The organism is Embleya sp. NPDC001921 (genome assembly GCF_053594475.1).
The window spans coordinates 57,673-81,157 of sequence record NZ_JBSFEO010000029.1 but is presented as its reverse complement, the minus strand read 5'-3'; the positions used below and the strand labels follow the sequence as shown (position 1 = coordinate 81,157).

General features: G+C 70.7%; 16 protein-coding genes. 5 read left to right on the top strand and 11 right to left on the bottom strand.

Translation table 11 applies throughout. From position 1 onward, the window contains the following. Positions 1-37 precede the first annotated feature (37 nt). Positions 38-1,033 (bottom strand): LLM class flavin-dependent oxidoreductase, encoded by a 996-nt coding sequence (locus tag ACWCPW_RS30210; protein WP_395872638.1) that lies wholly within the window; start codon positions 1,031-1,033, stop codon positions 38-40. 201 nt (positions 1,034-1,234) lie between these two features. Here ACWCPW_RS30210 and ftsY point away from each other — a divergent pair, with 201 nt between their 5' ends. Beyond that, complete coding sequence (gene ftsY / locus ACWCPW_RS30205) at positions 1,235-2,419, top strand: signal recognition particle-docking protein FtsY (RefSeq protein WP_449764735.1); 1,185 nt, start codon at positions 1,235-1,237, stop codon at positions 2,417-2,419. A gap of 73 nt (positions 2,420-2,492) precedes the next feature. On the opposite strand, the gene ACWCPW_RS30200 is transcribed toward ftsY, so the two are convergent. Further along, the gene (locus ACWCPW_RS30200) at positions 2,493-3,185 is read right to left on the bottom strand and encodes a bifunctional DNA primase/polymerase (protein ID WP_449764734.1); all 693 of its coding nucleotides are present in this window, start codon (positions 3,183-3,185) and stop codon (positions 2,493-2,495) included. Between the two features lie 288 nt (positions 3,186-3,473). Here ACWCPW_RS30200 and ACWCPW_RS30195 point away from each other — a divergent pair, with 288 nt between their 5' ends. After that, positions 3,474-4,976 carry a hypothetical protein gene (locus ACWCPW_RS30195; protein WP_449764733.1) on the top strand — a complete coding sequence of 501 codons (1,503 nt, stop codon included), beginning with the start codon at positions 3,474-3,476 and terminating at the stop codon, positions 4,974-4,976. A gap of 57 nt (positions 4,977-5,033) precedes the next feature. On the opposite strand, the gene ACWCPW_RS30190 is transcribed toward ACWCPW_RS30195, so the two are convergent. The 9 genes from ACWCPW_RS30190 to ACWCPW_RS30150 form a co-directional block, all read right to left on the bottom strand. Next, the gene (locus tag ACWCPW_RS30190) at positions 5,034-6,575 is read right to left on the bottom strand and encodes an ABC transporter substrate-binding protein (protein ID WP_449764732.1); all 1,542 of its coding nucleotides are present in this window, start codon (positions 6,573-6,575) and stop codon (positions 5,034-5,036) included. Positions 6,576-6,926: 351 nt separating this feature from the next. Beyond that, positions 6,927-8,513, bottom strand: coding sequence for an ABC transporter substrate-binding protein (locus ACWCPW_RS30185; protein ID WP_449764731.1), 1,587 nt, complete (start codon positions 8,511-8,513; stop codon positions 6,927-6,929). Positions 8,514-8,661: 148 nt separating this feature from the next. Then, positions 8,662-10,155: an ABC transporter substrate-binding protein gene (locus tag ACWCPW_RS30180; protein WP_449764730.1), complete on the bottom strand. Its 1,494-nt coding sequence runs from the start codon at positions 10,153-10,155 to the stop codon at positions 8,662-8,664. Positions 10,156-10,490: 335 nt separating this feature from the next. Continuing rightward, a complete protein-coding gene (locus ACWCPW_RS30175; protein WP_449764729.1) occupies positions 10,491-12,044 on the bottom strand; it encodes an ABC transporter substrate-binding protein in 1,554 nt (517 codons plus the stop codon). 396 nt (positions 12,045-12,440) lie between these two features. Continuing rightward, complete coding sequence (locus ACWCPW_RS30170) at positions 12,441-14,042, bottom strand: ABC transporter substrate-binding protein (RefSeq protein ID WP_449764728.1); 1,602 nt, start codon at positions 14,040-14,042, stop codon at positions 12,441-12,443. A 209-nt stretch (positions 14,043-14,251) separates the two neighbouring features. Then, entirely contained in the window at positions 14,252-15,628 is a 1,377-nt protein-coding gene (locus ACWCPW_RS30165) for an ABC transporter ATP-binding protein (protein ID WP_449764727.1), read from the bottom strand. Next, complete coding sequence (locus ACWCPW_RS30160; RefSeq protein ID WP_449764726.1) at positions 15,625-16,692, bottom strand: ABC transporter ATP-binding protein; 1,068 nt, start codon at positions 16,690-16,692, stop codon at positions 15,625-15,627. The genes ACWCPW_RS30165 and ACWCPW_RS30160 overlap by 4 nt, the downstream gene beginning before the upstream one ends. 130 nt (positions 16,693-16,822) lie before the next feature. Then, positions 16,823-17,749: an ABC transporter permease gene (locus ACWCPW_RS30155; protein ID WP_449764725.1), complete on the bottom strand. Its 927-nt coding sequence runs from the start codon at positions 17,747-17,749 to the stop codon at positions 16,823-16,825. Beyond that, entirely contained in the window at positions 17,746-18,696 is a 951-nt protein-coding gene (locus ACWCPW_RS30150) for an ABC transporter permease (RefSeq protein ID WP_449764724.1), read from the bottom strand. The genes ACWCPW_RS30155 and ACWCPW_RS30150 overlap by 4 nt, the downstream gene beginning before the upstream one ends. Before the next feature lie 600 nt (positions 18,697-19,296). Between ACWCPW_RS30150 and ACWCPW_RS30145 the strand changes: the two genes are divergently transcribed. The 3 genes from ACWCPW_RS30145 (at position 19,297) to ACWCPW_RS30135 (ending at position 23,430) form a co-directional block, all read left to right on the top strand. Further along, positions 19,297-20,610, top strand: coding sequence for an ammonium transporter (locus ACWCPW_RS30145; RefSeq protein WP_449764723.1), 1,314 nt, complete (start codon positions 19,297-19,299; stop codon positions 20,608-20,610). Then, on the top strand, positions 20,607-20,945 hold the full coding sequence (locus tag ACWCPW_RS30140; protein WP_360310627.1) for a P-II family nitrogen regulator: 339 nt from the start codon (positions 20,607-20,609) through the stop codon (positions 20,943-20,945). The genes ACWCPW_RS30145 and ACWCPW_RS30140 overlap by 4 nt, the downstream gene beginning before the upstream one ends. A gap of 154 nt (positions 20,946-21,099) precedes the next feature. Further along, on the top strand, positions 21,100-23,430 hold the full coding sequence (locus ACWCPW_RS30135; protein WP_449764722.1) for a [protein-PII] uridylyltransferase: 2,331 nt from the start codon (positions 21,100-21,102) through the stop codon (positions 23,428-23,430). The last annotated feature ends 55 nt before the right edge of the window (positions 23,431-23,485 follow it).

The window sequence follows — 23,485 nt, the reverse complement described above, 5'->3', positions numbered from 1 at the left end:
TCGAGGGTGTGACCGCCGCCGTGCGCGGGGCGCCGGGCTACTCGGCCGGCACGTTGCGCGGCATCACCTTGTCGTTGAACAACTGCAGGCTGGCCCAGCCCGCGTCGATCGGCAGGCCGCCGACCAGGGGGTGCAGGATCAGCGCGTCGGTCAGGCCGCCGGCCTGACCTATCTCGACGCACTCGTCGGGGGTGAGGCAGCAGTAGATGCCCTCCTCGCGCAGCGCGGCGACCGTGGTGGCCGAGGACTCGACCACCGACGCTATGTCGGGGGTCTGCCAGCCGGCGTACGTGGTGGCCTCGTGCAGGAAGTACTCGCCGTACTCCGCCCACGCCTTGTCCGGATCCTCGGTGCAGAAGATCATCCGGGTCTTGACCGGGGGCAGGATCGCGAAGCCGCCCTCGAAGCCCTCCTCGGCGGCGAGCTCGTAGTAGTACTGCTCGAGCTCCGGAATCGGTGCCGCGGCGTAGAACGGCAGGCGCAGCCGGACCGCGCGGCGTACGGACGCCTTGGCGGTGCCGCCGACCATGACCATCGGGTGCGGGTCGGTGAACGGCTTCGGGGTGACCCGGACGGTGGTGCCGCGGTACTCGAACGGCTCGCCGGTCCACGCCTTGAGCAGCGTCTCCAGCACCTCGTCCTGGATCTTCCCGCGCCGCTTCCAGTCCTTGCCCAGCGCCGCGTACTCCTCGGGCCGGTAGCCCAGGCCGGCGACCAGGGAGAGTCGGCCGCCGCTGATGTTGTCCAGGACCGCGATGTCCTCGGCCAGCCGGATCGGGTCGTACAGCGGGGCGAGCAGCGCGCAGACGATCACGCCGATCCGCTCGGTGGCGCCGAAGATCGCGCCCGCGGTGCTCAGCGGGGAGGGGCTCCACGCGTTGTCCGCGCCGTGGTGTTCCTCGAGGCTGATCATGTCGAACCCGTTCTTGTCCGCGAAGGCCGCCATCTCGACGGTGGCCCGATAGCGCGCGGACATCTCCTGCCGGTCGAGACCGGGGAGGACCTGGTTGAACCGCAGATTCGTGACAGCCATGGAGCGTGAACACCTTCCGGGTCGAGCCGAAGCCGTCTCGGGCACGTGTCATCCGCCGGACGGTGCTTGGCCCTGGCAAGCTATCTGACGCAGTGTCAGGATTCAACGGTCTTCCGGTCACGGCCGGGCGGTCGGACGCGGACCCGCCGGGAGCGGCCGGTCGCGGTTCGCGGCCGGGCCGTCTGGGAGACTGGAGGTCCTATGGAGACTGTGATCCTGATCGTCGTCATTGCCCTCGTCGTCCTCGGCGCCGCCGGCTGGTTCGTGGTCGGCTCGCGCCGCAAGGGCGTGCCGCCGGCGCCGCCGCGCACACCGGTCGAGCCGGGTGTCGGCGACGAGGCCGCCCCGCCCGTCGAAGCGCCCCGGCGCACCGTGGACACGGTCGATCTGCCGGAGACGTCGGTCGTCGTGCCGGCGGAGCCGGAACTCGTTCCGCTGGAGGTGCCCGAGCCCACGGCCGGGCGGCTGGTCCGGCTGCGCGCCCGGTTGGCCCGCTCGCAGACCACGCTCGGCAAGGGCCTGTTGGCGCTGCTGGCGCGCGAGCACCTGGACGAGGACACCTGGGAGGAGATCGAGGACACCCTGCTGACCGCCGACGTCGGCGTGGCGCCCACGCAGGAGCTGGTCGAGCGCCTTCGTACCCGGGTCAAGGTGCTGGGCACCCGTACGCCCGCCGAGCTGCGCGCGCTGCTGCACGAGGAACTGCTCACGCTGCTGGGCCCCGACCTGGACCGCACCCTCAAGACCGCCCGGCACACCGGCGGCGAGGGGGGCGACCGTCCGGCCGTGGTGCTCGTGGTCGGCGTCAACGGCACCGGCAAGACCACCACGACCGGCAAGCTCGCCCGGGTCCTGGTCGCGGACGGCCGCAGTGTGGTGCTCGGTGCCGCGGACACCTTCCGGGCCGCCGCCGCCGACCAGTTGCAGACGTGGGGCGAGCGGGTGGGCGCGCACACGGTGCGCGGGCCGGAGGCGGGCGACCCGGCCAGCGTCGCGTTCGACGCGGTCAAGGAGGGCATCGCCGAGGGCGTGGACACGGTGCTCGTGGACACCGCCGGCCGACTGCACACCAAGACCGGCCTGATGGACGAGCTGGGCAAGGTCAAGCGGGTGGTGGAGAAGCACGGTCCGGTGGACGAGGTGCTGCTCGTCCTGGACGCCACCACCGGTCAGAACGGTCTGGTCCAGGCCCGGGTGTTCGCCGAGGTGGTGGCCATCACCGGCATCGTGCTGACCAAGCTGGACGGCACCGCCAAGGGCGGCATCGTGATCTCGGTGCAGCGCGAGTTGGGCGTGCCGGTCAAGCTGATCGGCCTCGGCGAGGGTCCCGACGACCTGGCGCCGTTCGAGCCGTCCGCGTTCGTGGACGCGTTGATCGGCGACTGAGCGGGTTCGACGTGCGACGCCGGGCGGGCCGACACGGCCCGTCCGGCGTTTTCGGGTTCGGACCCGGGCGGCGTCAGGACGCCAGCCACAGTCCTCGGCCGGTCGACGACGCGTCCTCGCGGTGGCACGCGTAGGCCAGTGTGCCGAGCAGCAGGCGGGCTTCCGGGAGCGCCGGGTCGCCGCTCTCGGGCGGGCGGATCCACTCCACCGGGCCGAGCATGCCCATCGGCGACGGCGGCGCGAACACGTAGTCGCCCTCGCCGTGGCAGCGCAGGTCCAGGACGGCGTCGTCCCAGCCCATCTGGTAGAGCAGGTGCGGCAGTTCGGCCGCCGCGCCGGGGGCGACCAGGAACGCGACCCGCCCGGTCGGCGTGGCCAGCACCGGGCCCAGCGGGGTGCCCATGCGCTCCAGTCGGACCAGCGCCCGAGTGCCCGCCCGACGGGGCACGCTGATCGCGTCGAAGACCCGACCGGTGGGGACCACGACCGTGCTGTCCGGCCACTGCGACCACAGGTAGCGCACCGCGGCCGGCGACGCGGTGGCCCGCTCCGACCAGCGCGGGTCCGCCGGGTGCATGCCGGGCGCGGCACACGTGACGCGGCCGCACGAACAGTGGGTGCCGCGTCCGTCGCGCACCAGGTGCGCGCCCTGGGCCACCGGCCAGCCGCGCTCCTCCGCGAACTCGGCCACCGCCTGCCACAGTGCGGCCCGCGTACGCCGGCGCGATCCGAGCATGATGTCCATGTCCTCCCCAACGGCACTCATTACTTTTGGTTACGCTGTGACCGCATAAGGTCATCTCGACGGCCGTCGGCTCCGCGCGGTATGAACAGGACCGGCAGTCGTCGTCGACGCTGTGTCGACGATCAGTCAAACGCCGGTTCCCCCCTGGCGCGTCCCGGGCGCGTGGGGTGGCGAAGCCTGGCGTTTACCGCATCGACCGACGCCTGCGCGCGAGTTGCGAATACGTTCGGCGAACGGGCCTGCGCGTACGGTTCCCATCGGGGCCCGACGCCTGACCGGCCGGACCGCTGAGGGCATGGGGGCGATGCGGTGGCGACGACGCGAACGCGGGACGGTGGGTCCGCGGACGAACACGAGCCGGACGGCGGGCGGCAACCCAACGACCGGCTCGGCGCGTGGTTCGCCCGCAGCGGGTGGTCGAAGGGCGAACTGGCACGCCAGGTGAACCGGCACGCGCGGGCGATGTCGGCCCCCCACGTGAGCACCGACACCTCGCGGGTGCGCCGCTGGCTGGACGGGGAACAACCGCGCGAGCCGATACCGCAGATCCTGGCCGAGTTGTTCACCCGGAGGTTCGGCCGGGTGGTCAGCATCGACGAGTTGGGCCTGCGCGAGCCGGACGAGCCGCACGGCGACTTCGGCGTGGACCTGCCCTGGACGTTCGAGACCGTGGTGGAGATCCTCGGCGAGTACACCCGGGGCGATCTGCTGCTGGGCCGACAGGAGTTCGTCGGCCCGGCGCTGCGCCTGGCGGCGGGCCGCGACCTGGTCGAACCGCTCCAGCGCTGGTCGGCGCCGCTGCCCGCGACGCCGACCGCGGCGCCGGCGCCGATCGGGGTCGGCAACGGTTCGCGGCCGGCTCGCCCGATGCGGCTGCCGGCCGCCGCGACCGAACACCTGCGCGACTCGGTGCGGTTGTTCCGGCGCTGGGACATGCAGGGCGGTGGCGGGTTGCGGCGCAAGGCGGTGATCGGACAACTCAACGCGCTCACCGACCTGTTGCGCGCCGAGCAGTCGGCCGCCATGCGGTCCCGGCTGCTCGGCCTGACCGCCGAACTCGCGTTGCTCGCCGGGTGGATGTCCTACGACACCGGGCTGCAACCGGGCGCGCAGAAGTACATGGTGCTCGCGCTGCACGCCGCGAGGGAGTGCGACGACGCGCCGTTCGGGGCCAATGTGCTCGGGGTGATGTCCCGGCAGATGATCCACTACGAGCTGCCCGAGGACGCGCTGGAGTTGATCCACCTGGCCCAGTACGGCAGCCGGGACACCGGTGGAGCCGGGCTCCAGGCGATGTTGTGCGCGCTGGAGGGGCGTGCGTACGCCGCGCTGGGCGACGCGGATCGATGTAGGCGCGCGCTGGGCCTGGCCGAACAGGCGCTGGCCGACAGCCGGCCCGGGACCGAGCCGGACTGGATCCGCTACTTCGACCGGGCCGAACTGCTCGCCGAGAGCGGGCACGCGTATCGCGATCTCGCCTACACCCGGCCGGCGTTCGTGACCCCCGCCGGGGAGCGGCTGGGCGAGGCCGTACGGCTGCTGCGGGGCACCGACGAGTTCGTCCGCAGCCTCGCGCTCGCCCGGGTGGGGCTGGCCACGGTGTTCCTGATCGAGAACGACCCGCCGGCCGCGGTCGAGCAGGCCGGCGCGGCGCTGGAGATCGCCTCCCGGGTGCGGTCGGAGCGGCTGATCGTGCGGCTGCGCCGCACCGTCGAGGCGCTGGCCGGGCGCTTCCCGGCCGATCCCGCGGTACGCGAGCTGGCCGCCCGGGTGGCCCGCGAGTTGCCCGAGGCGCCGTTCCCCACCGCGTGAGGCGCGTCGGCCCCCGCCCGCGCGAGGCGGACGGGGGCCGAACGGTGGAAGGCGGGACTACTTCAGCCCGACCCGGTCCATGAAGAAGACGCCGGTGTTGTACTGCGCGACGCCGGTGACCTTCTTGTTGAACAGGACCCCGATCGAGGACTCGGCGTACGTCCACACCGGCAGGTCGGCGGACATCGCCTTCTGCAGATCCGAGTAGGCCTGCTTGCGGATGGTCGGGTCGGTCGAGTTGCGGCCGGTCACCAGGGCCGCGTCCACCGCCGGGTTGTTCCAGCCGATGAAGTTGGTCGGGCTCTTGGAGAACCAGTTGTTGAAGGCCAGCGGCTCGGGGTCGACCAGCCACTGCTGGAAGAGCATCGCCTGGAAGTCGCGGCGGAACGCGTACTTCTCGATGTAGGCGCCGATCTCCAGCGGTTCCAGCTTCATCGAGACGTTCTTGTACTCGGCGAGCTGGGTCTGCATCCACTCGGCGACCTTGACCGAGGACGGGTTCTGCGGGAGCAGGTAGTTGAACTCGACCTTCTTGCCGTCGCGTTCGAGCTCGTCGAAGAGCTGCTTGGCCTTGGCCTTGTCGGGCGCGGCCTGCGCGCTCGCCGCGTCGTAGAACGGCGACTTCTGGGCGAAGTAGCCCTTCGCGGGCACGTAGCCGTTGGCGAGGGTCTTGGGGATGCCGGCCGGGTCCAGGGCGAGGGTGATCGCCTGCCGTGCCCGCGGGTCGTCGAACGGCGGCTTGGTCATGTTGAACTGGATCATCTGGCCGCCGTCGACCGAGCGCTGGACGACGCCGATCGACTTCTCCGCCAGCGCGATGGTGGCGTTGTCGGAGCTCAGGAAGATGTCCGCGCCGCCGCTGTTGACGGTGTTGTACTGCTGCTTGACGTCCGGCACGTTCTTGATGGTCAGCTTGTCCAGCTTGGGCAGACCCTTGTCCTTCTGCCAGTAGTTCTCGTTCTTGACGTAGACCTGCTGGCTGCCGCGGGTCCAGCTCTCCAGCTTGAACGGTCCGGCGCCGACCGGCTTGTTGCGGTACTCGTCCGGACCCTTGGCCAGCGACGCGGGCGACGCGATGTAGGTCAGGTCGATCGCGATCGCGCGGTCCAGGTTGGCGTTCGGCATGCCCAGCGGGGTGATCTCCAGCGTGGTCCCGTCGACCACCTTGCTGGTCAGCCCCGCGGCTATCTGGCGGTGCTGGGACTGGGTCTCCGCCTTCGCGTGCATGTCCCAGTTGAACTTGACCGCCTCGGCGTTCAACGGCGTGTTGTCGGAGAACACGACCCCCGGCCGGAGCTTGAGCTGCCAGGTCTTGCCGTTGTCCGAGGTGGCCAGGCTCGCACCGAGGTGCGGCTTGACCGAGTTGTCCGTCGCGTCGATGTAGAACAGCGGGTCGTACAGCGCCGCCAGGCGCGGCTCGTCCGCCACCGCGACGGAGGCGGCCTTGAACGGGTCGAGCGAGGCGGAGTCCTGGACGGCCAGCATGGTCATGCTGCCGCCGGATTTGGCCTCGCCCTGGACGGTCGACTGTTTGCCGCCCGAGGAGCCGGAGTCGTCCGATCCGCCACACGCGGTGGCCGTGATACCGAGGACCACCATCATCGAGACGAGAGTCGTGCGACGTGCGGTCGTGCGTCGTGCAGACAACGTTCTTGCCACCTCCGCCGGGAACAACACAAGTGGTGCCGGGAGCCATGAGCTGTGGAGCGGGCACTGCCGAATCGGTACTGCGTGCGGCACACCGTAGGTCCACTCGGCGCAACTTGCACGACCTGTAAGCCGATCTGTTACATCGTTACAGACAGTTGTCGAATCGTGTCGGGAGGCCGGTAGTTCCCGGCCTCCGCGAGGCGGCCGGGAAGCCCGCTCGCGGATCGCGAACGGGCCTCCCGGACACCCGAGGTGACGGTGCGTCGGATCAGCCGGAGGTGATCCGGGACCGGTGTTCGGCTACTTCAGGCCGACCCGGTCCATCAGCATGCCACCGTCCTGCACACCCACCACACCCACGGCCCTGGGGCCGGAGATGATGTTGGTGACCGCTTCCTGGTAGGCGAGCATCGGCAGGTCCTTGACGAGCGCCTTCTGCAGGTCGGAGTAGGCGGCCTTGCGCGCCGCCTCGTCGGTGGTGGAGCGGCCCTTGATCAGCGCCGCGTCCGCCTCGGGGCTCTTGTATCCGGTGAAGTTCAACGGGGTCTGCGAGAACAGGCTGTTGAACAGCACCGGTTCCGGGTCGCTGGACCAGATCTGGTAGAGCGCCGCGGTGTAGTTCTTCTGCACGGTCAGTCGCAGGTAGTAGCTGGCGACCTCGGCCTTGTCGAGCTTGACCTCGACGTTCTTGAACGCGTTGAGCGCGGTCATGGTGTACTCGGAGGTCGCGTTGGAGGTCGGGTTCTCCGGGACCAGGTAGTTGAACTTGACCGGCTTGCCCTCGGCCGCGAGCTCGTCGAAGAGCTTCTGCGCCTCGACCTTGTTCGGACTCGGCTGCGCGGCGGTGGGGTCGGTGAAGGTCTTGCCGCTGTGGAAGATGCTCTTGGCCGGGGTCGCCGTGCCCGCGTACATCTTCTGGTTCAGGTCGACCGGGTCGAGCGCGAGCGCGACCGCACGACGCGCGCGAACGTCGTCGAACGGCGCCGTGGAGGTGTTGAAGACGATCATCTGGCCGCCGTCGAGGGTGAACGGCGTGACGCCCAGGCCCCCTTCCTGCGCGGCCTTGGTCTTTTGCGAGTCGATCGTGAAGGTGATGTCCGCGCCACCGGCCTTGATCGTGTCGACCTGCTGCTTGACGTCGTTGACCACCTTGATGGTCAGCGTGTCCAGGTAGGGCTTGTCCGGTCCCTGCCAGTAGTTCGGGTTCTTCTCGAACACCATCTGGCTGTCCCGGGTCCAGGTCTTGAGGACGAACGGACCCGCGCCGACCGGCTTTTCGCCCTTGGGGTCGGCCGCGTACTGCTTGGGCGACTCGATGTAGGACAGCTCCGAGGCGACCGTGCGGTCGAAGTTCGCGTTCAGCATCGGCAGGGTGATCCTGAGTGTCAGCGGGTCGGCCACCTCCAGCCCCAGGCCGGTCGCGGCCGGGCGGTGCTGGCTGAGCACCTCCGGCTTGGCGTGCATCTCCCAGTTGAACTTGACCGCGGCGGCGTCGAGCGGGGTGCCGTCGCTGAACTTGACGTTCGGCTTGACCTTGAGGGTCCAGACCTTGCCGCCGTCGTCGCTCTTGAGGCTCTCGCCGATCTGCGGGACCACCTTGTTCTGCGTGTTGTCCACGTAGAACAGCGCGTCGTAGACGGCGAGCATGCGGTTGAGGTCGGTGACCGCCGCGTAGGACGCGTTGAACGGCGTCATGCTGCGCGCGTCGGACACGGTGAGCAGGGTCAGGTTGCCGCCCTTCTTGGCGCCCGCGGACGCGTTCGGGTCGGCCTTGCCGCCGCCGGCGTCGTCCCCGCCGCCACACGCGGCGAGGGTCAGGGCGAGTGCGGAAACGCCGGCGATGGCCGCCGCGCGCTTTCGTGCGTTGTTGCCGAGGTTGTTGCTCATGTGACTCCTCCGTTGTCACAAGGCACATCCGATCCCCGTTCGGATCGGGTGTGATGGTGCGGTGGTGCACGGCCGGGTGGTGTGCGCGACGCCGAGGACACCGGGGCGCGCCGGCCACCCGGCCGGGTCTGTGGGGGTCAGCCGCTCATCAGCGCCGCCCGATGGCGTCGAAGTGGATCAGGCCGTCGTTGAAGAGCTGGATACCGGCCAGATCGGCCCGGTGTACCGCGCCGATGACCGCCGACGAGTAGACCCAGAACGGCAGGTCGCGATTCACCTGGTTCTGCAACCGGGTGTAGGCGTCCCGCCGCGAGGACGCGTCGGTGGATCGCCGACCGTCCTCCAGAGCGGCGTCCACGACGTCGTTCGCGTAGCCGGTGATGTTGCTCAACCCGGCCTTGCTGTACAGGAATTGATAGATCGTCGGCTCGACGTCGTCGGCCCAGAGCTGACATACGGTGGCGTCGAAGTCGTTGCCCGCCAACCGGGTCACCAGCGAGGCCATGTCGGTGACCTCGACGATCACGGTGACGCCCGGGTAGCCCTCCAGGGTCTGCCGGATGTAGTCGGCGGTGCCGCGCATCTTGGTGTTGTCGGGCACCAGGTAGCGGAAGACGAACGGTTTCTTCCCGTTGTTGGTGAGCTGCGCGAACAGCGCGCGGGCCTCCTCGGGCCGATTCTCCGGCGCGGCCAGGTTGACGTTCGCCAGCGGCGACGTGGCGTCGAAGATGCCGCGCGCCGATTCGCCCCGGCCGCCGTAGAAACGCCGGTTGATCTCGGCGCTGCTGAGCGCCAGCGCCACCGCCCGGCGGGCGGCCGGATCCTGGAAGGCCCCCTTGCGCACGTTGAAGGCGACCATCAGTCCGCCGTTGAGGCGGGTGTCCTCGGCGACCAGTCCGTCCGCGCGGGCCTGCGCCACGCTCTGCGGATCGGTGGTCAGGGTGAGGTCGGCCCGCTTCGCCCGGATCGACTTGTTCGCGCCCTCGACGTCCTTGTCCACCCGGAAGACCACCTCGTCGAGGTAGGGCCGATTCCGTTGCCAGTACTGGGGGTTGCGCTCCAACCGCAGCTCCTTGCCCGGCTCCCAGCTCTTCACCTTGAACGGGCCGGCGCCCACCGGCGCGTGCTTGAGCTCGTAGCGGCCGTCGGCGGTGGCGACCAGGCGTCGGGGCGCGACGAAGGAGAGGTTGCGCGCGATGGTGTGGTCGAAGTTGGCGTTCGAGGAGGGCAGTTCGATCCGCAACTGGAGCGCGGAGACCTCGGTCAGCAGCACCCCGCGCAGCGGACCACCGACCAGCGAGCGCACCGCGGGGTCGCGGTGCGCCTCCCAGTTCGCCTTGACCGTGCCGGCGTCGAGCGAACTGCCGTCACTGAAGCGCACGTCGGGGCGCAGGGTCAGGGTCCAGATCCGCGCGCTCTGGTCGGAGGCCAGCGATTCGGCGAGCTTGGGGCGCACCCCGCCCGTGCTCGGATCGGTCCACACCAGGACGTCGTACAGCGCGGACAACCGGTTCGAGTCGGCGACGCTGGAGTAGGAGGCGGTGAACGGGTCGAGCCCGCGCTCCTCGCCGGGCATCAGGATCGTGACCGAACCACCGCGCTCGGGCTCACCGGAGGAACTCCCGGAGTCGGAGGAGTCCAAGCCGCAGCCCGCCGTCGCCAGCACCGTCGCCGCCGCGAGGGCGAGAGCGAGGGCAAGTCGGCGGCGCGGGCCGCGGCACGGTGGTCGTCTCGAGGGTGTCTTCGGGTGGGTTACCACTGCCGGCCTACCTACCTATCACTGTGGGGTTCGAACGTGCCTCGTGCGTCGGTGCAGTCGTGCAGTCGTTCCGGAAGTGCGGTAGCGCTGTGGTGCGGCGGCTCGCGCCCGTCCCGCGGCGGAACCGGGTGCGTCCGCGTGGCGGGCGTGATCGGGCCCGGGGTTGCCGAGAGGCGTCCCGCCCGGGCACACGGGCCCGGGCGGGACGGGTGGATCAACTAGCCGGTGGTGCCGATCCGGTCCCACAGGATGGCGCCGTCGTTGGCCAACTGGATGCCGGTGATCCTGGGGCTGTAGACCGCGGCGGTGACCGCTTCCTGGTAGACCCAGAACGGCATGTCCTTGTTCACCTGCAGCTGTACACGCGTGTACGCGTCGCGTCGCTGGGCGGGGTCGGTCGTCCTGCGCGCGTCCTCGAGCGCGGTGTCGACCGCCTGGTTCTCGTAATTGCTGTTGTTCGGCATGCTCTTGCTGTGCAGGAGATCGTAGATGCCCGGCTCCGGGTCGTCGATCCATTGCTGACCGAGAGCGGCCGCCCACTCCGTGTTGCCGCTGCGGACGGTCTTGACATAGGTCGCGATGTCGACGACCTTGACCTCCATCTCGACGCCGGGGTAGGTGTTCAGGACCTGCTTCATGTACTCGGCGACCCGGATCGACGCGGGGGCCTGCGGCACCCAGTAGGTGAACTTGAGCGGCTTGGTGCCGCCCGCCGTCACGTCGTCGAAGAGCTCCTTGGCCCGCTTCGGGTCGTTCTCCGAGGCGGCGAGCTGGATGTTGGCCACGGGGGAGGACGCCGCGAAGATGCCCTTGGCGGGCGTACCCTTGCCGCCGAAGAACTTCTGGTTGATGTCGATCCCGTTGAACGCGTAGACGAACGCGCGGCGGGCCCGCAGATCCTTGAACGGCGCGACGCTGAGGTTGAACACGACCATCTGGCCGCCGTTCAGCCCGATGCGCGTCACACCCAGCTTCTTCTCCTCGGCCTGTGCCGTGGCGAGCGGGTCCACCGCGACGGTCAGGTCGGTCTTGCCCTCGTCGACCGCGGCTACCGAATGGTTGACGTCGGTGTCCACCGTGATGGTCAGGTTGTCCAGGTGCGGCAGACCCTTCTCGAGCTGCCAGTAGTCGGGGTTTCGGGTGTAGGTCTGCTTGACCCCCCGCTCCCACTTCACCAGCTTGTACGGACCCGCGCCGACCGGCTTGTCGCCGATTCCGGTGGGGCCGGCCCGAAGCGCGGTGGGCGAGGCGATGTAGGAGAGGTTGCGCGTCACCAGGTGGTCGAAGTTCGCGTTCTCGCTGACCAGCTTGATGTCGAGGGTGAGCGGGTCGGCGACGGTGAGCGAGAGGATCACACTCGCCGCGCCGCGCTGGAAGGAACCGACCTTGGGGTCCTTGTGGCGGTCCCAGTTGAACCGGACGGCCTCGGCGTCGAACACCGTGCCGTCGCTGAACTTCACGTTGGGCTTGAGCTTGAGTCGCCACGTGTCGGCCTTGGGGCCGTTGATCGTCAGCGACTCGGCGATCTGCGGGCGCACACTGCCGGTGGTGGGGTCCGCCCACACCAGCGAGTCGTAGAGCGCCTGCATGCGACTGCCGTCGGCGACGTTGACGTACGACGTGGAGAACGGGTCCAGGCTGGTGGAGTCGCCCGGGAGGCTCATGGTGAGCGAGCCGCCCTGCTTGGGCGTGCCCGCGGCCGACGGCTTGGTGTCGTCGTCGCCCCCGCAACCGGCGAGGACGGTGGCCAGTGCGGTCGCGACGACCAGCACGGTTATTCGGCGCCGGGGACGGGGAAGGCGCGTGGATCGAAGGGACAACGGGGAAGTACGAGTCACTGCAGGGCCAACCTTCACCTGACGGACCGCCCGGGCTTCCGTGGCCGGGCGGCGGACGTGCTTGGTGCCGGGTACGTCGGCCGACTCGGGGGGAGAGGGCGACGGCGCCCCGGGTGGAGCATGGTGGTGCGTCCGTGCGGCTGTGCTGTCGTGCGGTGGTGCGTGCTACTCGGGTGTCTGCGGCCCGGAGTCGAGACACGTGAAGGCCGGGAATCACGAAGGTGATTCCCGGCCTCCACGAACCGACTGGTAAGGGTGCCGTCCCTTTCTACTGCCTTCCGGCGATCTGGTCCATCAAGATCGGGTCACCGTTGTACTTCTGATGACCAGTCAGTCCTTTTTGCCGATGCGATCGAAGAGGAAGATGCCGTCGTTGCACAGTTGCACGCCGGTAACCCCGGAATGGAACACCCCCGCCACGACCGCCTCCTGGTAGACCCACAGCGGCATGTCCCGGTCCAACTGGAGCTGGAGCTGCGTGTAGGCGGCGCGGCGCCGGGACGGGTCGGTGGTGTTGCGGGCGTCGTCGAGCGCCCGGTCCACCACGTCGTCGCCGTAGAAGCAGCAGTTGCTCGGGCTGCCCCGGTGCAGGTACTGGTAGACCACCGGCTCGGGGTCGTCGGCGAGCAACTGGCTGACCTTGACGTCGAACGCCTCGGCCAGGTTCGAGCGCTTGACGAACTCGGAGAGGTCGGCGGTCTCCACGTCGAGCGCGACGCCGGGGTACCGCTCCAGCGTCTCCTTCAGGTAGCGGCCCAGTTCGTCGATCGCGGCGCTCTTGGGCGCGAAGAACTTGATCCGCATCGGCTTGGCGCCGTGCTCGGTCACCTTGCCGAACAACTCGGCGGCCTGTTGCGGCTTGTTCTCCGGCGCGGACAACTGCGGGTTGGCCAGCGCGTTGGCCTGGTTGAAGATGCCGCGCGCGGGGGTGCCCGTGCCGCCGTACACGCGCTTGTTGATCTCGTCGCTGCTCAGCGCCAGCACGATCGCGCGGCGCACCTCGGGGCTGGCGGTGGGGCCGCCGGAGGTGTCGAAGCTGAGCAACTGGCCGCCGGAGAGCGCGAGCGACTCGACGCCGATGCCCGCGTCGCGCGCGGCCTCGAGGGTGAACGCGTCGCTGACGTTGGCGACGTCGGCCTTGCCCTTCTTCACCTTGTCCACCGCCGCGCTGCCGGAGCCCTCGAAGCGGAAGGTGACGCTGTCCAGGAACGGCTTGGCCGGGCCCTGCCAGTAGGTCGGGTTCTTCACCAGGGTCAGGTGGTCGCCCTTGACCCAGCCGCCCTCGGGGAGCATGAACGGGCCCGCGCCGACCGGGTGTTCGGCCAGCTTGTCGACGCCCTCGGCGATCGCCTTGGGCGAGGCGATGAAGGACAGGCTGCGCGCGACCAGGCGGTCGAAGTTGCTGTTCGGCTTGTCCAGGATGATCCGCAGTTCGAGCGCGTCGGCGCCGATCTGGCTCTTCATGCCCACGGTGGCGTCCCGCTGCCGGGATTTGGTGGTGGGCACCGCGTGCGTGTCCCAGTTGATCTTGACGGACGCGGCGTCGAAGACCGTGCCGTCGGTGAACCTGAGGTTGGGCCGGATCCGCAGGCTCCAGATCTTGTTGCCGCCGCCCTCCACCGGGGCCAGGCTCTCGGCGAGCTGCGGCTGCACCGAGCCGGTGACCGGGTTCGTCCAGACCAGGCTGTCGTACAGCGCCGCCATCCGGTTTCCGTCCGCCTGCGCGGCGTACGAGGGCAGGAAGGGGTCGAGGCTGCGGGCGTCGGCGGTGGCCAGGATGTCCAGTGAGCCGCCGGCCCTGGGCGTGCCCGCGGCGCTGGGGATCTCACTCGACTCGGCACCACAGCCGGCCGCGGCCAGGAGGCCGATCGCCGCGATCACGGCGGCGGTGCGACGGCGTGCCCGAAGGGCGAAGGTTCGTGCGTGTGCCACTGGAAACGTCCTCAAGCGTGGAGCAGGCCGGCCGGAGGCCGGCTGCCGCGCGGTGAGCGCGGTCAGCGCCGTGAGGCTATAGGTCGACACGTGTCGCATCGTCGACGGGATGCCCGATTCGGCCCCCCATCGCCCGGCCCGGACACGCCCGTGTACGGACAGCGACGCGGTACGGCCGGGGTCGGCCGTACCGCGTCGGGTGTCGGTGCTCAGTCCCGCTCGGCAGTCTCGGCCCTGGTCGTGGACTTGGCCTCGGCCGCCGGCTCCGCCGCTGCCCCCGCTTCCGCTTCCGCCTCGGATTCGGCCGCGGCCTCGGCGGCCGGCTCGGACTCGGTCTCCGGCTTGGGCTCGACCTTCGGCTCGGCCTCGCTCCCGGATGTCGAGGTGACCTCGGCCTCGCTCCCGGACTCCGACGTGACCTCGACCCGGGCGTCGGCCTGGGCGTCGGCCTCTGCGTCGACCGCGGCGTCGGCCTTCGACCCGGCCTCGGCCGGCGCCTCGGAGGCGGCCTCGGCCTTCGGGGCGGGCTCCGCGGCCGAGACGGCGCGGTCGAACACGGCCGCCTCGCCCACCAGCGGGAAGTGACACGCGACCCGGTGCCCCGGCGCGATCTCGCGCAGCGTCGGCACGTGCGCGGCGCACTCGTCGCGCGCGATCGGGCAGCGGGTCCGGAACCGGCAGCCGCTGGGCGGGTTCATCGGCGAGGGGATCTCGCCCTTGAGCGAGGGGCCGGCCGGCGCCGCCGCGGGGTCCGGCGCGGGCACCGCGTCGAGCAGGGCGCGCGTATAGGGGTGCGCGGGGGAGTCGTAGATCGCCGCGGTGTCGCCGGTCTCGGCGATGGTGCCCAGGTACATCACCGCGACGTCGTCGCTGATGTTGCGCACCACCGCGAGGTCGTGCGCGACGAAGATCATCGACACACCGGTGCGGGTCTTCATCTCGTCGAGCAGGTCCAGCACCTGCGCCTGCACCGACACGTCCAGGGACGCCACCGGCTCGTCGCAGATCAGCAGGTCGGGATCGACCACCATGGCCCGGGCGATGGCGATCCGCTGGCACTGTCCGCCGGAGAACTGATGCGGACGCCGATCGGCGACCAGTTCCGGGTCCAGGCCCACCTGGCGCAGCACCGCCTCCACCCGCGGGCGGATCTCCTCGGCGGACAGGCCGGAGATGACCAGCCCCTCGGCGACGATGTCGAAGATCTTCCGACGCGGGTTCAGCGCCGAGATGGGGTCCTGGAACACCATCTGGATCCGCCGGCGCATGGTGCGCAGGCCGGCCTTGGGCAGCGTGGTCAGTTCCTGCCCGTCGAACCGGACCGAGCCCTCGGACGGCTTGGTCAACTGCAGGATGGCCCGGGCCAGCGTGGACTTGCCGCAGCCGGACTCGCCGACCAGACCGAGCGTACGGCCGCGCCCGAGCTCGAAGCTCACGCCCGCGACGGCGTTCATCATCCCGCCGGGCACCCGGAAGCGCTGCACCAGGTCGGTGACCGTGAGCAGCGGGTCGGTGCCGGTCGCGGGCTCGGCGGCGGGCTTGGTGTCCAGGGCGAGCGCGCCCGGCGCGGTGCCGTCGGCGGTCATGCGGAGGCCTCCTTGATCAGGGACGGCGGCCCGGTCGCGTCGTCCGCGGCGACGGCGAGGTCCTCGCCGACGGGGTGGTGGCAGGCGAACCGGTGCGTGCCCGGTTCCTCGCCCAACTCCGGCCGTTCGCTACGACACAGGTCGTCCGCCGCCGTGCACCGGGCCGCGAACGCGCAGCCGGACTTGAGCGTGACCAGGTCGGGCGGCGCGCCCGGGATCGCCCGCGGGCGCTGATCGCGGGGCACGTCCAGGCGCGGCACGGCGCCCAGCAGGGCCTCGGTGTAGCGGTGCCGGCGGTGGGCGAACAGGTCGGCGGTGGGCGAGTGTTCGACCATGCGGCCGGCGTACATCACGGCGATCTGGTCGGTCCGCCCGGCCACCACGCCCAGGTCGTGGCTGACCAGGATCATGCCCATGCCGCGTTCGGCCTGGATCTCCTGGAGCAGGTCGAGGATCTGCCGCTGCACGGTCACGTCCAGCGCGGTGGTCGCCTCGTCCGCGATCAGCACGTCGGGGTCGCACGCGAGCGCCATCGCGATGGTCACCCGCTGGCGCATGCCGCCGGAGAGCTGGTGCGGATACTGCCGGGCGCGCTTGACCGGCTCGGGGATGCCGACCAGCGTGAGCAGTTCGATCGCGCGCTCGCCGGCCTCCTTCTTGCCCATGCCCAGGTGCAGCCGCATCGACTCGGTGAGCTGGCGGTCGATCCGCAGCACCGGGTTGAGCGAGGTCATCGGGTCCTGGAAGACCATCGCGATCCGGTTGCCCCAGATCGTGCGGGCCTCCTTGCGCGGTACGCCGACCAGTTCGCGGCCGTCCAGGCGCACGCTGCCGTGGATGTCGGCGATCGAGGGGCAGATGCCCATCAGTGAGCGCACCAGCATCGACTTGCCCGAGCCGGACTCGCCGACCAGGCCGAGCGTCTCGCCGCGTTCGATGCTGAAGGAGACCCCGTCCACCGCCTTGAGCAGCCCGCGCGGGGTGTCCAGGTGGACCCGCAGGTCGGTGGCCCGCAGCAGTGGTGCGTCCGGCGTGGGCGAGCCGGTCGTCTTCGGCTCCGCCATGGTCACCACGCCACCTTCGCGCCGCGCGGCTGTTGGATCCCGTCCATGAGAGCGGTCCCGTCTGTGTGAGGGGGTCGAAGAACGGGATCGACGGCGGCCCTCGCGGTGAGGGCCGGCGCCGATCCCTCGGCTACAGCTTGGTGTCGCGGACGTCGAACTTCGCGCGCAGCCGGTCGCCGATGACGTTGAGCGAGAAGACGGTCAGGAAGAGCACGCCGCACGGCACGAACACCTGGGACGGATACAGCGAGAGGTCGTCCTTGGCGGCGTTGATCATGCCGCCCCAACTGGGCATCGGCGGCGGGATGCTCAGGCCGAGGAAGGACAGCGAGCCCTCCGCGACGATCAGCACCGCCATCACGATCACCGAGTACGACATCACCGCCGGGAACGTGTTGGGCAACAGTTCCTTGAAGATGATCCGACCCGGACCCGCGCCCATCGCCTTGGCCACGGTGACGTACTCGCGGTTGGACTGGGCGATCGCGCTCGCCTTGGTCAGCCGGGTGAAGCCGGGGATGGTCAACACGGCGAGACCGGCGGTGATGCTGGTCTGCGACGGCTCGTACACCGAGGACAGCGCGAGCAGCAGGATCAGCGGCGGGAAGGCGAGCAGCGCGTCGGAGAACAGGTCGATGATCATCTCGGTGACGCCGCGGAAGTAGGCCGCGACCAGACCGAGCAGACCGCCGATCACCACGCCGACCACGACCGACACCAGCGCGACGATCATCGACACGCGAGCGCCGAAGGCGAGCCGGGTCAGGTGACTGCGGCCGAGGCCGTCGGTGCCGAGGAACTCCGGCCAGGCCGCGAAGGGCTTCTGCTTCGCCTCGCCGAACGCCTTGCCGTACTCGTGCGGGAAGACGCCGGGGGCGATCAGGCTCAGCAGCGCGCCGAGCAGCACGACGCTCATCCACGCGATGGCGAACCAGAGCAGGATGCTGGGGCGCTTGCGGGCCTTGCCGCTCTTGGCCCGCTTGACCTGCGAGGGGCGCAGGCCGGTGGGTTCGGCGGCGCCCAGGGCGGGCTCGGGCGCGGTTTCGAGTGTGCTCATCGGGCCCTCACTCTCGGGTCGATGAGGGAGTAGCCGATGTCCACGAGCGTGTTGAGCAGCACGTAGATGATCGCGATCACCACGACCGTGCCCTGCACGACGGGGATGTCCTTGCCGTTGATCGCCTGGTACATGCCCTGTCCCAAGCCGGGGATGGCGAAGTAGGACTCGACGATGACCGTACCGCCGATCAATCGACCCAGGGTCAGGCCGGAGACGGTCAGCAGCGAGAAGGACGAGGGCCGCAGCGCGTGCCGGAAGAGCACGTACGGCGTGGACAGGCCCTTGGACCGCGCGGTCAGGATGAAGTCCTCCTGGAGCGTGGCGAGCATGTCGCTGCGCAACAGGCGTTGGAACTGCGGGATCTCCGCCAGGGCCAGGGCCAGGGCGGGCAGGAACGCGAACTCGATGTTCTTGGCGAAGTCGACCGAGATGTACTCCCAGCCCGTCGGCTTGAAGGCGAGCATCATGTTCGGGTTCGCGAAGAAGTAGACGAGGATGAACACGCTGACGAAGGTGGGGATCGACAGCAGGCCCGAGGAGAGCCCGCCGATCACGCGGTCGACGCGACCGCCCGCCTTCGCGGCCGTCCACACGCCCAGCGGCACGGCCACGGTCAGGGCCATGAGCAGGGCGAAGACGGCGAGTTCCAGGGTCACCGGGAACCGCTCGCTGATGCCGTCCATGACGGAGGTCCGGGTCTTCAGGGACTCCCCGAGGTCGCCGGTGAGCGCGTTGCCCACCCAGGTCACGTATCGGACGGGCAGCGACTTGTCGTACCCGAACTCGTGCTCCAGGTCCTTGAGGTCCTGCGGTGTGGAGCCGGGGCCGAGCATCTGGGCGACCGGTGAGCCGTCCACCAGGTCGGGCAGGGCCGTGGTCGCGAACGTGACCAGGAACAGCACCGGAATCAGGGCCAGCAACTTGCGACCGAGCAGGCGCAACACGACGGTGTCACCCCCTCTCGCTGGTCTGGTCGGTTGACGAGGTCTGTTGAACATTCCGTGCGGTGGCGCGTTCGCGCGAAACCGCCGAATCCCGGACAGGGCCGTTCACCTGTGGTGACACGTGCCTTGACGGGTCGTCAGTTAAGCGCGGTGATTAATTACGGCAGTGGGCGCGATCAATGTCAATGGATTCACCGCAACCGTTAGCGGGTCGAAAACGTCGGTCCCGAACCGGAGGGTTGCCCTCCGTCGGCACGTGTCGACCTGCGCGAATAAGGTGCGGAGGCCAACTAACTGACGGTGCGTCAGATGTCGTCGACGGGCTGTGTGTGGGTCGCCCGCCGCTCATCCGCCGGACACCGACACACGCGTCGCGCGCGCGACCCCGAGCCGCCTCGACCGCCCGACCCGTAGCCCCGCGCGAGCGGCGCGATCCGGCCGGCTCGGCGCGTGAGCGGACGTTCATCCGCCGGAAACACATGTGCGGCAAGCGTCACGTCGGCGAAACACGTCGCGCCACGGCGTGAAACCTCACACCCCGAAGCTCCTTCCCATGAGCTCCCGGAGGTCGGCCGGGGCCACGGAGAAGAGAGGCAGAGTATGGACACGGGTAACACCGCATTCGTACTCCTGAGCGCCGCACTGGTCATGCTCATGACGCCCGGGCTGGCGTTCTTCTACGGCGGCATGGTCCGCGTGAAGAGCGTCCTGAACATGCTGATGATGAGCTTCATCTGCCTGGCTGTCGTGACGGTGCTGTGGGTGCTCTACGGGTTTTCGATGACGTTCAGTACGGACGCCTTCGGCGGGCTGGTCGGCAACCTCGACTGGTACGGCATGCGCGACATCGGGGTCGCGGAGTTGTGGGACGGCTACACGATCCCGGTGACGGTGTTCGCGGCCTTCCAGCTCATGTTCGCGATCATCACCCCGGCGCTGATCAGCGGCGCCGTCGCGGACCGCACCAAGTTCACCGCCTGGGCCGTGTTCGTGGCGTTCTGGGTCACCCTGGTCTACTTCCCCATCGCGCACTGGGTCTGGGCCGCGGACGGCTGGCTGTTCGAGAAGGGCGTGATCGACTTCGCCGGCGGTACGGCGGTGCACATCAACGCCGGCATCGCCGCGCTGGCCCTCATCCTGGTGATCGGCAAGCGGGTCGGCTTCAAGCGCGACCCGATGCGTCCGCACAACCTGCCGCTGGTGATGATCGGCGCCGGCCTCCTGTGGTTCGGCTGGTTCGGCTTCAACGCCGGCTCCTGGCTCGCCGCGGACGGCGTCACCGGCCGGGCGCTGATCAACACCCAGATCGCCACCGCCGCGGCCATGCTCGGCTGGCTGTTCCTGGAGAAGATCCGCGACGGACACCTGACCACCCTGGGCGCCGCGTCCGGCGCGGTGGCCGGTCTGGTCGCGATCACCCCCGCGTGCGGTGCGCTCAGCCCGCTCGGTTCGATCGCGCTGGGTCTGGTCGCGGGCGCCGTCTGCGCCTGGGCGGTGGGCCTGAAGTACAAGCTCGGCTACGACGATTCGCTCGACGTGGTCGGCGTGCACCTGGTCGGCGGCATCATCGGCTCGCTCGCCCCCGGCTTCCTGGCCACCGGCCACATCCAAAACGATGCCGAGGGCCTGTTCTACGGTGGGGGCTTCGACCAGCTGGGCAAGCAGCTGATCGGCGTCGGTGCCGTCCTCGCCTACTCCTTCGTCGTCACCTTCATCCTGGGCACGGTCATTCACAAGACCATCGGCTTCCGGGTGTCCGAGGACGACGAGGTGGCCGGCATCGACCGGGTCGAGCACGCCGAGACCGGGTACGACTTCGCCGCACTCGGCGGTTCCACCCGACCGTCGGCGGGCATCGGCACCTCTACGGGCGCGGGCGCCGCGGCGCCCGCCGACACGAAGGTGGATGCGTGAAGCTCATCACGGCGGTGATCAAGCCGCACCGGCTCGACGACGTCAAGAACGCCCTCCAGGCGTTCGGCGTGCACGGCCTCACCGTGACCGAGGCGAGCGGCTACGGCCGGCAGCGCGGCCACACCGAGGTCTACCGAGGCGCCGAGTACCAGGTCGACCTCGTGCCCAAGGTCCGGATCGAGGTCGTCGCGGACGACGAGGACGCCGAGGAACTGCTGGACGTGCTGGTCAAGGCCGCGCGCACCGGCAAGATCGGGGACGGCAAGGCCTGGATCGTCCCCGTGGACAGTGTGGTCAGGGTGCGTACCGGCGAACGCGGCCCGGAAGCCCTGTAGGACCCCCGATGGCCGGTCCCGCCCCGAAGCGAGTCCTCGGGGACGGGTCCGGCCATCGGCCTTCGCGTCGACCGCTCGCGGTGCTCGGCCGCCGTGCCCCGGTTCAGGCCGCGGCACGCTTCGGCCGGCGCGTGTGAACGAGGGAGCAGGCCCCATGCAACCGACCCCCACCTCGCGCTACACCCGGGCCAGGGACGATCTCCTGGCCGATCCCGCCGGCCCCACCGGGGCGGCCCGCAGACAGGCGCTGGGCGCGCTGTCGGATCGCTGGCTGACCGAGCTGTTCACCGGCGCGGGCGCGCCCGCGCGGGGCGTCTCGCTGGTCGCGGTCGGCGGCTACGGCCGGCGCGAATTGTCGCCCGGCAGCGACCTGGACGTGGTGCTGCTGCACGAGGGCCGGGGCGGGGTCGGCGAGCTCGCCGACGCGATCTGGTACCCGGTGTGGGACGCCGGCGTCGCCCTGGACCACTCGGTGCGCACCCCCGACGAGGCCCGCCGGGCCGCCGCCGAGGACCTGCGGGTGCAGACCGGCCTGCTCGACATCCGGCACGTCGCGGGAGACGCCGACCTGACCGCCGCGCTGCGCACGTCGATGTTCACCGCGTGGCGCGCGGCCGCGGTCAAGCGGCTGCCCGAACTGCTCGCGTCCTGCGACGAGCGCGCTGCGCGGCACGGCGAGGTGGCCTTCCTGCTCGAACCCGACCTCAAGGAGGCCCGGGGCGGCCTGCGCGACGCCACCGCGCTGCGGGCGATCTCGGCCTCGTGGATCGCGGACGCGCCGCACGAGGAGGTGAACACCGCGCGGGCCACGCTCCTGGACGTGCGGGACGCGCTGCACCTGGTCACCGGGCGCGGTTCGGACCGGCTGCTGCTCCAGGAGCAGGACGCGGTCGCCCGGCGGCTGGGGCTGCTTGACGCGGACACGCTGTTGCGCCGGGTCTCCGAGGCGGCGCGGGCGCTGACCTACGCGGGCGACGTGACCTGGCGCGAGGTCTCCCGGGTGCTCGCGGCGCGCGAGGCGGGCTCGGGGGTGCGTCGGCTGCGCCGGGCCCGGGCCGGGGTGTCCGCGCGCACGCCGCTGGCCGAGGGCGTGGTCGAGTACGCCGGCGAGGCGGTGCTGGCCCAGGCCGCGCAGCCGGCCCGGGACCCGGTGCTGCTGCTGCGCGCCGCCGCGGCCGCCGCACAGGCCGGCCTGCCGCTGTCCCGGCACACCGTGGACCGGCTGGAGCTCGAGTGCCCGCCGCTGGCCGATCCGTGGCCGCCCGCCGCGCGCGAGGCGTTCGTGGCGCTGCTGGGCGCCGGGCGCGACGTGTTGCCGGTCTGGGAGGCGCTGGAGTCCAAGCGGCTGATCACCCGGCTGCTGCCGGACTGGGAACGGGTGCGCTGTCGCCCGCAGCGCAACGCGGTGCACCGCTTCACCGTCGACCGGCACCTGATCGAGACCGCGGTCGAGGCCTCCGCGCGCACCCGGCGGGTGGCCCGGCCCGACCTGCTGCTGGTGGCCGCGCTGCTGCACGACATCGGCAAGGGCTGGCCGGGCGACCACAGCGTGAGCGGCGAGGTGATCGCGCGGGAGGCGGCCGCGCGGATGGGCTTCGCCAAGGACGACGTGGACGTACTGGGCACCCTGGTGCGCCACCACCTGCTGCTGGTGGACACCGCGACCCGGCGCGACCTGGACGATCCGACCACGGTGGCGGCGTTCGCCGAGGCGGTGGGCGGCGTGGAAACCCTCGAACTGCTCCACGCGCTCACCGAGGCCGACGCCGCCGCCACCGGACCCGCCGCGTGGAGCGAGTGGCGGGACGCCCTGGTCCGGGACCTCGTCGCCCGGACCAGGGCGGTGTTCGCCGGCCGACCGGCCCCGGCGGTGCCCGAGCGGACCGTCACCACCGACGTCCTGGGCGAACTCCCGGTGGTCCGCCTGGAACCGCTGCCCTTCGGCGCGGAGGTGACCATCGCGGCGGCCGACCGGGTCGGCCTGATGGCGCTCGCCGCCGGGGTGCTGGCCCTGCACCGGCTCACCGTGCGCTCGGCCGCGATCGACGTGGTCGACGAGCTGGGCATCACGGTGTGGACGGTGGAGACCGAGTTCGGCCGGCTGCCCGACCCGGCCGCGCTGCGCGAGGACGTGCGCAAGGCCCTGGCCGGCGGCCTGGACGTGGCCGCCCGGCTGGCCAAGCGCGAGGCGGCGTACCCACCTCGGCGCGGCACCACCCGGGCGCCCGCCCGGGTGGAGGTGATCGCGGACGCGTCCGAGAGCGCGACCGTCCTGGAGGTGCGCGCGCACGACAGCCCCGGACTGCTGCACCGGATCGGCAAGGCGCTCGCCGACGCCCGGGTGAGTGTGCGTCAGGCCCGGGTGGGCACCCACGGCGCGGAAGCCGTGGACGCCTTCTACGTGGTCGCCCCGAACGGCCGGCCGCTGGCCGCCGGCGAGGCCCGGAGCCTGGCCAGGACGTTGGAGAAGACGCTGGCCGGGTGAGCGGCGAGGCGGCGCGGGGCGCCGCTCCCGGGGCCGGCGGGCCAAGCCGGGACGC